Source organism: Dyella sp. 05T440, assembly GCF_056395965.1.
Genome location: NZ_JBFTKN010000004.1, coordinates 1 through 13,317 on the forward strand (window position 1 = coordinate 1; position 13,317 = coordinate 13,317).

Here is a 13,317-nt window from a genome sequence, read left to right on the forward strand (position 1 = left end):
ACAGGCCAAGACTCAAGACCAGGAGGCCATCGACGAATTGAGCTGACAATCGATACGATTAGGCAACGCCGGGGGCTGCCGCCCTCGGCTTCCACCCCTGGTCAATTTTCAATGAGCAGAGATGGTCAGTTTTCAACGAGCGCCAACATACGTTCCTTCCCATGTGTCGGGATTGCGGCGATGGACTTGTGATACTTCTTCTGGGGCCACCGCAGAGCGGAAAGTCCATTTTATACCAGTGCGTGGTGAAGGCTCTTATGGACGCCTTTCGTGACACTCGACCTGGCGCAATTCCTGTCACCGACCTTCAAATCGAGACTGTCGGTGACGGACGCGCAAGGCCAAAGTGGCTCGGTATCGAACTACTCAAAAAATTAAAGCACCCCGTCTATGAACACATCGGCGCCCTGGATGAGGCCGAACACTACTTTCCTTCTCGTGGTCGTGATGAAGGAACGATCCGGATTGCACTTAAATCGGCTCTAGATGGGCGTTTCGTCCGCCGTGTCTGCCTGGACGAACTTCATTTGCTAACTCATACGAAGGACCCTGATGTCAGGGCATCCATCCTTGAATCAATTAAATCAACCTGCGCAATCAACCGTACTTTGATTGGTTGTGGAGGATATGAAATTGCATACCGCGGCTTGTTCGACTCCGCACACTTCTGCGGGCGCGTTGTTATATACGACTTTGGGCACTACGAAGCGGATAACGCATGTCACGTGAAGGCTTGGCTCCGCATTCTCAAGACATACGAACAGCACCTCAAGCTGAAGACAGAATCGCTACTTGTCGATGAATTTCAGACGCTGTTGCTAGGAACCAACGGTGTGATTGGCCTTCTCGACAAGATGCTCTGGCACGCTCAAGTGATTGCCAACTCAAAGAAGTCACCAATTGATCGAAAGATACTCCTAAGTTGCATACCCCCAGCACTGGAGCGGAGGGCGGTCGCCCTGGATATCAAGATGGGAAAGGCTGCGCTTCGAAACGAATGCCCTGCCGTCGTGACCCGATCAGAGAGCGTTCTGACTTCTGATAAGACGAAAGAAGGGAAGCGGATTGCTCGACCGTTTGAACGAAACCCCAACAGGAATGCGTCGATGGACATCCTTACTCATGGCGATGACTGACTACCTTCCGATATACCCGCTCGGTGCGGAGAGTGTCGAAGTTGAGGCATTTGGTTCGCTTTTCTGTCGCATGGCTGTTGCGCATAGCGTCTCTGTGTACACGTTAGCCATGCATCTTCGCCAATGGTGGAAGCAGCAACATCCGGATGATGAACGGGCGAAGCAGAACGTCATCAACTGCACGAATCCCATGCTATGTGGATATGGCGCTAATGTTGAAACATACCTTGAGATCGTCCGAGAAGCGACCGGCACTGAATCATTGCATCGAACAACGTTTCTAGCACTCAAGGGATCCCTGGAGCCGAATGGACACGGAATCATTCGTGCCGATCGTGCATGGTGCCCAGCCTGTCTTGAAGAGTCCTTCCAATTGGATGTTCCTTTTTATGACCGTCTTGCTTGGGCGGTTCCCTTCGTTCAAAGATGCCCCATACATAGGATACGTTTACTAACCAAGTGTCCGCGGTGCCTCACCACTCAACTTCACTATCATCATTGCGGCTCGCTTGAACTTTGTTGCAAATGCAAATTGTCGTTACGAAGTCTGCCATCTAGTTGGGAAATCATCCCGCACGCCCCACTCTATGAGAGCGAGTGCATCGACCTAGTTGTCGGAATATCGACAGGCGAGCTACGTGTTGTGCCTGGAGCGTACAATCGGTTCATCGAGACGTTTTCTGAATATCTTTCACCCCTCAATAAGAAGATCTCTAAATTTGCTTATAAGGGCCCACGGCGACCTCAGCTGGCACGAGAGGCCAGGCCGCCGAGATTCGATTCGTTCCTGAGAAGGTGCGCGGCCTTTGGAGTCCGGCCGTCGGACATCCTCTGTGACCCCGAAGGCGCGGCAAAATCTGCCTGTCTCCTGGAGTTTGCACGCTTAAATCTACCGTCGACAGCTAAGCCACGCCGACCTGCCGAGCTTGTGCAAATTGCGAAGATTCGGCTCGAGAGCGAAATACGAGAGGGGCAGACTGATCCAATACCGTCGCTGCGGCAGGTCGCGAAGGAAATAGGCGTTTCCGCTGGCTTTCTGAACTTCCACTTCCCCGAGCTAATCCACGAGTACTCTGGCCTTCGAGCACTCAATGGCAAGAAGTCTCAGCGCCGAAGGCGAAACTTGGCGCTGAGCTATCTTCTTGGGGGACCTGTATATGAATATCCCTCGGTCTGCTACCCAAGCCAAGACCATTTGGTGGAAGCAACAGTTAAAGCAACGGGTGTGAATGTTAGAACTGCTAGGCACGCGGTCTTGGCGGCGCTGAAGGAACGCTTCGGTGCAAAGTCCTACGAAAGGTACCGAAAGCGGCGTAGGAAAGACCCCTCCGCTACTTGGCCTCCTTGTGCCCCCGATGCTTCGGCGCCAATACCTTCCGCCCCGATTAGGCCAATCAAGCCGCGCTGAAGCAACGCCGAACTCCGGCATGTGGCGGACCGTCGACGGCGATCGCAAGGACAATGGGTCGACCTAACGCGTACTTCCTAGTACCGCCGACTCTTTACTTCCTCAAAGACGCTCCCTCCCATACGTACTGGGGAATGTTGCAGCCGCAAAATGGGCCTCTCGGGATCCGCCAAAGAGTAGCTCTTCACCCCGAGCCAAATTACCTCGGGGGCAGGGTTCTGTGGCGTTCGCCAGGACAAACTTGCTGGATGTCTATCGAGGATTGGCCAATACGGACAAACTTTGATTGATCGCGCAAAAAGTCCAAAAAGACTTCCAAATTGGTGGGCCCACGAGGATTCGAACCTCGAACCAAGGGATTATGAGTCCCCTGCTCTAACCGTTGAGCTATAGGCCCATGCGTGCCGGCGTTGCGCTGGCTTGGGGCGGACATGGTAGCGGGGTCGGGAGGGGGCGTCGACGGGGGTGGGTGGGTTTTGGGGTGGGATTTCGGCGGGATGGCGCGGTTAACGTAGACTTTGCGCTGTCGCGCCGGTGTTGGCGCCTGCTTTTTTGAAGGATGCGCCATGCGCGAGCTGATCGAACGTTACCTGGCTGCCTATAACCGCATGGATGTCGACGGCATGACGGCGACGATGCATCGCGAGGTGGTGTTCGAGAACTATACGGCCGGGGTGTTGAGCGTGCGGACGTTTGGTGTCGATGAGCTGCGGCATCTGGCGCAGAGTTCGAGCTTTCTGTTTTCGGCGCGGCGGCAGGTGATTCTTGCCTATGAAGAGCGCGACGGGACGGCGACGGTGCATATCCTGTTTGATGGGACGTTTGCGGTTGACTTGCCTAATGGGGTGCGGGCGGGGCAGTCGATTACGTTGAATGGGCGGAGTGAGTTTCGGGAGAGGGATGGGTTGTTGGTTTATATCGGGGATTACAGTGAGTGATGGCTGGGTTCTGAAGAGCCCGATGGATGTCACTCGCGACAGCCGGCCCTAGAGGCGCTGGATTCCGGCTTTCGCCGGAATGACGAGCTAAGAAACACCGCCGCCCTTCCCTTTTTCAGGGCGCTTGCCGGAATGGCGAGCTAGAAGCCCGCAGCTCGCGCATCCGCTTTAAGACCATCCGCATCCGCGCGGCGCAGCAATGCGTTGCGCCACAGCTGTTGCTGGGGGGTGGTCGATTCCACCAGCCATTGCGGTTTGTTGGCGACCCAGGCGGCGACGGCGGCGCCGTCTTCGTAGAGCACGCGGGTGCCGGTGACGGCGGGGAGTTTGTTGCCGGCCAGGACGGTGCCGACCAGGTTGAGTGGGTCGGAGCCGCTGATGAGGACGAGTTCGCCTTGCGGCTCTTGCTGGCGTACGGCGCGCAGGCGGGTGATGGCTTCGGGTAGGGCGAATTGTTCGCCGACGAGGCCTTCGACGAAGCGGCCGCAGCGGAGTTCGCCTCGCGCCTCCAGGCGGTGGTAGACGCGTAGGAGTTCGCGCCAGCTGGGGAGCCAGGAGGCTTCGCGTTCCAGCAGTTTCCAGAAGATGACGCCGTAGCGGCGGAGGAGGCTGCGGGCGATGTGTTCCAGGTGGTCTGGGTCGAGCTTGGTGCTGGTCGTAGGGGAGGATTTGGCGAGCACCCGCCCCTCATCTGCCCTGCCGGGCATCTTCTCCCCGGAGGGGAGAAGAGTTGCGCGGTTTGACCTTACTAGTGACCACCTGCCCGCGTCTTCGATGCCAGTCAGCATGTGTCTGCGCAAACGGCGGTGGCGGTTTGCGTCGCGTTTGGCGGCGGGGACTAGCAGGGCGCGCAGGCCGGCGAAGCTGTCGGCGGTGACGCGGCCGGCGGCGACGAGTTCGCCCAGGGCGTCTTCGAGTTCGGTGCGCAGCAGGTGGGTGTCGCTCAGTAGTTCGTCGAAGAACAGGGCGCCGTGGTCGCGCAAGGCGTCGAGCACGGCTTGTGCGCGTGAGGAGACGACGATGTCCTGCGGGTTCGCATCGGCGGCCGCGGCGTTGGTCCAGATGGGCGAGCTGCGGCGTGGCAGCAGCACGATGGGCGTGGCGCGCACGGGGCCGCCGCCATTGCCGGTGCCGCTGCGCAGGCGGCTCCAGCTGACGCGGCCGGCGCGGATCTGTTCGTCCAGCCAGGTGATGGAGTAGTCGTTGATGCGCGTCGGCAGCAGTTCGCTTTCCCAGGCGCCGGCGGCGGCTTCGAAGCCTTCCAGTTGGGTCAGCACGGCGGGTAGTGCATCCGGTCCGCTGAGGCGTGCGCCGGGGGCCACGTGCTGCCATTCGAACAGGAAGCGCATCAGGTCGCGACGGCTGACGGGTTCGACTTCGCGGCGCAGGCGACCGATGGTGTAGCGGTGGATGCGTGCGAGGAGGTGGCGTTCGCACCATTCGATGTCGTGCGTGCCGGGGGTGAAGTGACCTTGCATGACGTAGCCTTCGGATTGAAGGCGTAGCAGTGCGAGGTCGATGGCGCTGGGCTCGACTTGGAGTGATGTGGCGAGTTGCGCGACGGTGATGGGGCCGGAGCCGGTTAGGCGGCCGCGGACTAGTTCGAGTAGGGCGTCTTCGTGGGTCCAGGGTTGCGCGGCGTATTCGGCCGGGGCATCGATGGGTGGGTGCAGGGTGGCGGTTGGGTGGACGGCTTGCCACTTGGGTAGGGATTCGGCGGTGGTCCAGATGTGCATAGAGCTGGACTGGGGCAAGAGTGACCCCTCACCCCAACCCTCTCCCCGGAGGGGAGAGGGAGCCAAGCGCGTGGCCCTGGAATTTTTGGCCAAGCTCTTTAGCCAGTCGTTCCAGCCTTCGTTCGCATCTGCTTCGCTCTGCGTGATGCCGCCGAGGATGGTGAGGGCTTCATGCATTTCATCGGCGCTGCGCACTTGCGGCCATGCTTCTTCGCGTACCGAGGCGATGGCGTCGGGATCAAGGCGGCCGAGGTCGTCGGCGCTTTCGGGGTCGGACCAGCGGCGGGATTGCACGGCTTGCGTGCGGCGTTCTTCCAGCGGTGCGTCGTCGAGGTAGGCGTAAGGCGCGGCGGTGAGCACTTCGCTGGCGAGCGGGCTGGGGGCGGCGAGGTCGCGCGCCACTACCTGGATGGAGCCGTCTTCCAGGCCGTGCAGGATGTGCAGCAGGCCGTCGACGTCCATCGCTTCGCGCAGGCAGTCGTGCATGGTCTGGTTGACCAGCGGATGATCGGGAATCTCGCGCTCGCCGACGATGTTTTCCAGGCAGGCCACCTGATCGGGGAATACGGCGGCGAGCAGGTCTTCGCTCTTCATGCGCTGCAGTTGCGGCGGCACTTTCTTGCCGCCCTGGAAGCGCGGCAAGGCCAGCGAGGTGGTGGCGTTCCAGCGCCAGCGCGCGGGGAATAGCGGTGCGTCCAGCAGGGCCTGGATCAGGACATGTTCGGCGGTGTTGGAGTGCAGGTAGTGCGCCACTTCTTCCAGCGGAAAACTGTGGCTGGTGGATAGCGACAGCACGATGGCGTCTTCGGTGGCCGCTGCCTGCAGTTCGAAATTGAACTGGCGGCAGAAGCGCTTGCGCAGGGCCAGGCCCCAGGCGCGATTGATGCGGCTGCCCCAGGGCGTGTGGATGATGAGCTGGGTGCCGCCCGATTCGTCGAAGAAGCGCTCGAATACCAGCGTTTCCTGCGTGGGAAGCACGCCTAGCGCGGCCTTGGCGGCGGCCATGTATTCGGCCAGCTGCTGCGCGGAGGCCTCGTTCATGCCGAGCGTGTGCATCAGCCAATGCAGCACGGCGGGCACACCGCCTTCATCGAGACGCGTGGCGATTTCCTCGCGCAGGCGCGACACGCCGTGCGACAGCTCGGCGCTGCGACCAGGCGCTTCGCCCAGCCAGAACGGGATATTCGGCGGCACGCCCTGGGCATCTTCCACGCGCAGGCGATCGCGCTCCACGCGAAGAATGCGGTAGCTGGTGTTGCCCAGCTGGAACACGTCGCCGGCGAGGCTTTCCACGGCGAAGTCTTCGTTGACGGTGCCGATGATGGTGGCCTGCGGTTCCAGCACCACCAGGTAATCGGCGGTGTCGGGGATGGCGCCGCCGGAGGTGATGGCGGTGAGTCGCGCATTGCGGCGGGCACGCAATTGCCGGTTCACGGCATCGCGGTGGATATACGCACCGCGCGGGCCGTGCCGCGTGGTGAAGCCATCGGCCAGCATGCGCACGGTGGCGTCGAATTGCTCGCGGGTGAGATCGCGGTAGGGATAGGCGCGACGCAGCGTGTCGTAGAGCGCGTCTTCGCTCCATTCCTGGCAGGCGACTTCCGCCACGATCTGTTGCGCGAGCACGTCCAGTGGTTGCGGCGGCTGGATCAGGGTGTCGAGTTCGCCGCGGCGCACGCAATCGAGTAGTGCGGTGCATTCCACCAGGTCGTCGCGCGAGGTGGGAAAGAGGCGCGCCTTGGGTGTGCCGTTCACGGCGTGGCCGGAGCGGCCGGCGCGCTGCAGGAAGGCGGCGATGGAACGTGGTGATGCAAGCTGGCACACCAGATCCACGTCGCCGATGTCGATGCCCAGTTCCAGCGATGCGGTCGCCACCAGTACGCGCAGGTCGCCGCGCTTGAGGCGTTGCTCGGCGTCGAGGCGTTGTTCTTTGGCGAGACTGCCGTGGTGCGCGGCGACGGCTTCCTTGCCCATGCGTTCGGACAGATGGCGGGCCACGCGTTCGGCCATGCGGCGGGTGTTGACGAAGACCAGGGTGGTGCGATGCGACTCGACCAGTTGAGTGAGACGGTTGTAGATCAGTTCCCAGCAGTCGTTGGACATGACGGCTTCGAGGGGGACTGGGGGGACTTCGATGGCGAGGTCGCGGTCGCGGGCGTGGCCGACGTCGATGATGTTGACGCTGTCCTTTTCCTTCTCCCCTGCGGGGAGAAGGTGGCCCGAAGGGTCGGATGAGGGGTCGGGGCTTGCCTCGGTTTTTTTCGAAGCGCGCTTTTTTGTGGGCGTGTCGCAAGATTGGCCCCTCACCCCGGCCCTCTCCCCGGCGGGGAGAGGGAGAAGTGTGGCGTGGCTTCCAACGAGAAACTTCGCCACATCCTCAATCGGCTTCTGCGTCGCCGACAACCCAATCCGCAACAGTCGCCGCTGACACAACGACTCCAACCGCTCCAACGACAACGCCAGATGCGCGCCACGCTTGCTGTTAGCGAGCGCATGGATTTCATCCACGATCACCGTGCGCGTCGTCGACAACATGCGGCGACCCGACTCGGAGCCCAACAGGATGTACAGCGATTCGGGCGTGGTCACCAGGATATGCGGCGCCTGCTTGCGCATCAGGTTGCGCTCGGCCTGCGGCGTGTCGCCGGTGCGTACGGCCGTCCGGATGTCCACATCGGGCAGGCCTAGTTTGGCCAGTTCGGCGCGGATGCCTTCCAGCGGCGCTTCCAGATTGATGCGGATGTCGTTGGACAGTGCCTTGAGCGGCGACACGTAGACCACGGTGGTGGCTTCGGGCAGTGCGCCGTCGTGGGCCAGGCCTTCGCGCACCAGGCCGTCGATGGCAGAGAGAAAGGCCGTCAGCGTCTTGCCTGAGCCTGTCGGTGCGGCCACAAGCGTGTGCCGGCCTGACCGTATGGATGGCCAAGCCGCTTTTTGCGGCGCCGTGGGTTCAGGAAAGGCTCCCTGGAACCAGGCCGCAACCGCTGGATGAAAATCGTGCAGGGGCATGGACTTAAGTGTCGCTCAAGCCGCTCTCAGAGGGAGAGACATGGGGGCGTCAAGGGGTTTTGCCAACTTTTCGAAAGAAAATTCGCTTCAACCCTTGCCAGAATTACGTGACAATATCGTTAAGCCGCCTTCTTACGCTGACTTCTTGCGGTGTTTTCCGCCTCTTTCCGCACTTTGCTTCCATTCTCCGGGGACCGTCCAATGACCGCCGCCAGCCAGACGCGTTTCGCGTTGCTCGCCCTTTCCATTGCCAGTGCCCTTGCCGCAGGAACGACTGCTTTCGCACAGGACGCGACCCCACCCGCCGCTAGCGCGGCCAAGGGACAAAGCGGCAAGGCCGTCCAGCTCGAAACCATCAACGTGACCGCTGAAAAGCGCGTCGAAAACCTGCAGAAGGTGCCGGTCTCCATGACGGTGGTGACGGCGGAGCAATTGAGCAATTACGGCCAGGCGGGTGACACCGTGCTGCAGCTGGCCGGCCGCGCGCCGAGCGTGTACGCCGAGACTTCCTACGGTCGTGAGTTCCCGCGCTTTTATATCCGCGGTCTGGGCAACAGCGACTTCGATCTGAATGCGTCGCAGCCGGTGTCGATGGTGTACGACGACATCGTGCAGGAAAACCCCATCCTCAAGGGCTTCCCGCTGTTCGACCTGCAGCAGGTCGAAGTGTTGCGCGGCCCGCAGGGCACCATGTTCGGCCGTAACTCGCCGGCCGGCGTGATCAAGTTCGACTCGGTGAAGCCGAGCCAGGAAACCAGCGGTTACGCCAAGGCCTCTTACGGCACCAAGGGCACCGCCAATGCCGAAGCCGCACTTGGTGGCTCGCTGGGCGGCAACTGGTCGGGCCGCATGTCGGCGCTGGCGCAGCATCGCGATGGCTGGATCGACAACGACTACACCGGCAAGAAGGACGACCTGGGCGGCTACAACGACCGCGCCGTGCGTCTGCAGGCCATGTACGACGTGCAGGATTTCAACGCACTGATCAATGTGCACGGCCGCTGGCTGGATGGCAGCGCGATGGTCAACCGCGCCAACGCGATTCCGCTGGGCAGCGACAGCCTGGTCCAGGGTTTTGACCGCAACGTGGTGTACCAGGACGGCCTCAATCGCCAGCACCTGTTCTCGTGGGGCAGCAACCTGCACCTCACCTGGAACCTGGGCGATTACACGCTCACCTCGATCACCGGTTTCGAGAAGGCCACCACGTACAGCCTCGGCGACGTGGACGGCGGTATCGCCATTCCGCTGAATCCCAGCCAGGACAAGGCCGTCACGCCGTTCCCGTCGGAAACCGCCGATGCGCTGCCGCACGATCGCCAGATCACGCAGGAAGTGCGCCTGGCCAGCAACCCGCAGGATCGCCTGAACTGGCAGGTCGGCGCGTACTACTTCTACGAAAACATCGCGATCGTCAATTACGACTACAACACGCTGGCCAACCACGTGATGGACGGCTATGCGCAGCAGGCGCAGACGACCAAGGCTTATGCGGTGTTCGGTTCGGCCGACTATCACATCACCGACGATTTCGACGTGCGCGCCGGTACGCGCTGGTCGCACGATTCGCGTGACTTCCACGTTGATCGCATCCTCTCGCCGATCGGCGGCGGCCCGCTGTCGCTGAGTGCCAACCCGCATGACGCGCGCTGGAGCGGCGACCTCACCGGCACCTGGGAACTCAATCCCAACGTCAACGTGTATGGCCGTATCGCCAACGGTTTCCGCGCACCGAGCGTGCAGGGCCGCGTGCTGTTTGCCGACTTCATCTCGCAGGCCAAGCCCGAGACGATCACCTCGTACGAGCTGGGCGTGAAGACCACCGGCATGGACAACCGTCTGCGTTTCAACGCCGACGTGTACGACTACACCATGCACAACCAGCAGCTCACCGCGGTGGGCGGCGACATCAACGTCACGCGCCTGATCAACGCGAAGAAGACCGAAGGCTACGGCGCCGAGTTCGACCTCGAAGCCTACGTGACGCCGAACTTCGTCCTCACCGCCGGCGGCAGCTACAACCACACCAAGCTGGACGATCCGAACCTGGCCGTGGCCGTGTGCGGCTCGGGCTGCACGGTGCTCGATCCGCTCAATGCGGACGGCAACGCGCTGGTCAACGGCAACCCGCTGCCGAACGCACCGCAGTGGATCGGCAACTTCACCGCGCGCTACGGCATCCCGTATGGCGAGAGTGGCGAGTTCTTCATCTACACCGACTGGGCCTACCGCAGCGAGGTGAATTTCTTCCTGTACGACTCGGAGGAATTCCGCGGCAAGCCGATGCTCGAGGGTGGTGTGCGCGTGGGCTACAACTGGGATTTCGGCAAGCGCGAAATCGCCTTGTACGGCCGCAACATCACCAACAAGCAGTACATCACCGGTGCGATCGACTTCAACAACCGCACCGCGTTCGTCAACGACCCGCGCATCATTGGCGTGGAGTTCCGCGCGGACTTTTGATGTTGCAGCCGGCTTGATCGCTGGTCACGCGATATGAAAAGAGGGAGCGGCCGGTCCGCTCCCTTTTTCTTTGCTCCTCAGCTCGTCATTCCGGCGCAGGCCGGAATCCAGGCGCGGTGCACTACGATTGTCGCGATAGTTTTGATCGGCCTTGTGTGGCGGTTCCGCGATAACCGTGATGCACCGCACCTGGATTCCGGCCTGCGCCGGAATGACGAGCTTAGGGGCGCCGCCGCTGACCCGGTCATTGGCGACAACCTCTCTGCAAAGCGCCAAACGCACGTCGCTTGTTGCAGAATGCAGGCCTTTACCGTCGAGTGCGCAATGTGAACCACCCGGGCGACCAGGGCAGCGAACGCTCCCACACCCTCACCATGGCCGACGGCCAGACGCTGTTCGTGCGCGACTGGCCCAGCAGCCGGGCGCAGGAGGCCGTGCTGATCGTGCATGGGCTGGGCGAGCACAGCGGACGCTACCAGCGCCTGGCCGCGTGGTTCCGCACGCGCGGCTATGCGGTGCGCAGCTACGACCAGCGTGGCCACGGCCAGTCGCCCGGACGGCGCGGCGCGCTGTCCCATCCGGATGATCTGCTCGAAGACCTGGCGATCGTCTACAACGACTACGCTCAGGCCCGGCCACAGCGGCCGCTGTTGCTAGGCCACAGCATGGGCGGCCTGGTCGCGGCGCGCGCCGTGCTCGACCGCCGCGTGCAGCCCGGGGCGATGGTGCTGTCCTCCCCTTCCCTGCGCACCTGGGAGCCGGTGTGGCGACAGAAGCTGGCGGCCACACTGGCCAAGGCCCTGCCCAATCTGCCGCTGCCCAATGGCTTGCCGTTCGACAAGCTCTCGCATGACCCGCAGGTAGAGCCGGCGTATCGCCGCGATCCGCTGCGGCATGGCTGGATCACGCCGCGCCTGGCGGATTTCATTTTCCGCGCAGGTGACGCGGCCGTTGCTGATGCATCGAAACTTGCCATCCCCACCCTGCTGCTGGTGGCGGGTGCGGACAAGCTGGTCAATCCTTCCGGCAGCCGTGATTTTTCATCAGCCAGCTGGGCCGGCAACAAAGTCACCACGCGCTATTTCGATTCGCTGTATCACGAGCTTTTCAATGAAGCCGAGCCCGCGCGCAGCCAGGTGTTGAAGCAGCTGGGGGATTGGTTGCAGAAGCGGGGGTAGTTTCTCCGCCGCTGTCCCGCGACCGACGGCGCACCTTGTGGGAGCGCACCCTGTGCGCGACAAACCTACGGAGCGGTACACCCCAGCGTGGCCGTCGCGCACAGGGTGCGCTCCCACAGTTGGGGGCATCGCAGCGGCTTACATCCACTCGCGGCCGTATCGCGAGCTGTTCAATGAGGCTGAGCCCGCGCGCAGCCAGGTGTTGAAGCAGCTGGGGGATTGGTTGCAGAAGCGGGGGTAGGTTTTCGCTGCCTGCGATCACCTTGCAGGAGCGCACTTGTGCGCGACCGCAGAGTTGCAGTTCACCGCTTCGCCGGGTTGTCGCGCACAAGTGCGCTCCTACAAGGTGATCGCGGCTTACATCCATTCGCGCTTGCCGGTGAAAACAATCGTCAGCCACTCGGCCCGAATATCGCTGCCCAGCCGACTGGCGATGTCGCTGCGCACCGCATCCACATCCCGCATATCACCCAACGGCCGCGACGCATCCACAAGGATATGGATGTCGATAAACCGCATGCGCCCGATCTTGGCAACGTAGCTGGTGAAGTCGAGATAGCCGCGCTCCCCTACCATCGCCGTCATCACATCACGCACGCGCTGGTCGAGCGAATCGGGCGCCAGTTGCAGCACTTCGCGCAGCGCCTGCCACAGGCTGCCAAGGGGCAGCGGCAGCAGCGCAAGCGTCAGCAGCAAGAGCACGGTGGAATCGATGTAGCGCGTCCAGTGATCAAGCGGGCCGCCCTGCATCACGGCCGCCAGGGCAAAGCCCACCAGCACCGCGACGCTGATGGCGCCGCCGATCAGCCAGCCCTTCGCGTCCAGTTGCAGCAGCACCGATCCCAAGGCATTGGCCTGGCGTCGCATATATAGCGCCATGGCCACGCTGACCACGCCCATGATCGCCGCCCACACCGCGCCGAAACCAAAGGCGAGCTCGTGGCCGCCGGTCAGCAGGCCATGCAAGGCGGTGAAGCCGCCGTAGCTGCAGATCGCGGTGAGCACCGCTGCATTGAACACCAGCACCAGCGGTTCCAGGTGCCAGTAGCCGAACTGGAAGCGCCGGCTGCCCTCGCTGGTGACCAGATGGGAGACCGCCAGCGATCCGGCCGTGAGCACCACGTCGACCAGCGAGTAGAAGCCGTCGAAGGCGAGGGCCTGCGAGCGCATCAGCAAGCCCACGGTGACGCAGGCCACGCCGACCAGGAAGGTCGCGCCGATTGAAAGGCGCAACAGGCTCTGTTCGCGGAAGGTGTCCATGCCCATCCCCTTTTGAGGTCGCAGACATTATGTCTGTAGGAGCGCACCCTGTGCGCGAACGCGACCGCCGAAGTCGCTGCCCCGTCGCAGCGGTCGCGCACAGGGTGCGCTCCCACAAGGGGAGGTTGCACGTCGGATTCGAAACCAGGGAAGCGTTCGTTCTGTTCCTTGGCGATGCGCAGCGTGTCG

Annotated in this window: 7 protein-coding genes and 1 tRNA gene; 5 read left to right on the top strand and 3 right to left on the bottom strand. The window is 62.3% G+C overall.

The features are described 5' to 3' along the window. Positions 1-257: 257 nt before the first annotated feature. Positions 258-1,136, top strand: coding sequence for a hypothetical protein (locus tag AC1DE1_RS05685; protein ID WP_477178945.1), 879 nt, complete (start codon positions 258-260; stop codon positions 1,134-1,136). Further along, positions 1,129-2,544: a TniQ family protein gene (locus AC1DE1_RS05690; protein WP_477179029.1), complete on the top strand. Its 1,416-nt coding sequence runs from the start codon at positions 1,129-1,131 to the stop codon at positions 2,542-2,544. Before AC1DE1_RS05685 ends, AC1DE1_RS05690 begins: the two co-directional genes overlap by 8 nt. 321 nt (positions 2,545-2,865) lie before the next feature. On the opposite strand, the gene AC1DE1_RS05695 is transcribed toward AC1DE1_RS05690, so the two are convergent. Continuing rightward, positions 2,866-2,941, bottom strand: a tRNA-Ile gene (locus AC1DE1_RS05695). Between the two features lie 169 nt (positions 2,942-3,110). Between AC1DE1_RS05695 and AC1DE1_RS05700 the strand changes: the two genes are divergently transcribed. Further along, on the top strand, positions 3,111-3,482 hold the full coding sequence (locus tag AC1DE1_RS05700) for a nuclear transport factor 2 family protein (RefSeq protein WP_441602053.1): 372 nt from the start codon (positions 3,111-3,113) through the stop codon (positions 3,480-3,482). A gap of 140 nt (positions 3,483-3,622) precedes the next feature. Here the strand turns inward: AC1DE1_RS05700 and AC1DE1_RS05705 are convergent, their stop codons facing one another. Then, the gene (locus AC1DE1_RS05705; RefSeq protein ID WP_477176752.1) at positions 3,623-8,227 is read right to left on the bottom strand and encodes a DEAD/DEAH box helicase; all 4,605 of its coding nucleotides are present in this window, start codon (positions 8,225-8,227) and stop codon (positions 3,623-3,625) included. 201 nt (positions 8,228-8,428) lie between these two features. On the opposite strand from AC1DE1_RS05705, the gene AC1DE1_RS05710 reads away from it, so the two are divergent. Together AC1DE1_RS05710 and AC1DE1_RS05715 are read left to right on the top strand one after the other, a co-directional pair. Next, the gene (locus tag AC1DE1_RS05710; RefSeq protein WP_477176753.1) at positions 8,429-10,690 is read left to right on the top strand and encodes a TonB-dependent receptor; all 2,262 of its coding nucleotides are present in this window, start codon (positions 8,429-8,431) and stop codon (positions 10,688-10,690) included. Between the two features lie 326 nt (positions 10,691-11,016). After that, the gene (locus tag AC1DE1_RS05715) at positions 11,017-11,868 is read left to right on the top strand and encodes a lysophospholipase (protein WP_477178946.1); all 852 of its coding nucleotides are present in this window, start codon (positions 11,017-11,019) and stop codon (positions 11,866-11,868) included. 357 nt (positions 11,869-12,225) lie between these two features. Here AC1DE1_RS05715 and AC1DE1_RS05720 read toward each other — a convergent pair whose 3' ends face one another. After that, the gene (locus tag AC1DE1_RS05720; RefSeq protein WP_441602049.1) at positions 12,226-13,128 is read right to left on the bottom strand and encodes a cation diffusion facilitator family transporter; all 903 of its coding nucleotides are present in this window, start codon (positions 13,126-13,128) and stop codon (positions 12,226-12,228) included. Positions 13,129-13,317 lie beyond the last annotated feature (189 nt).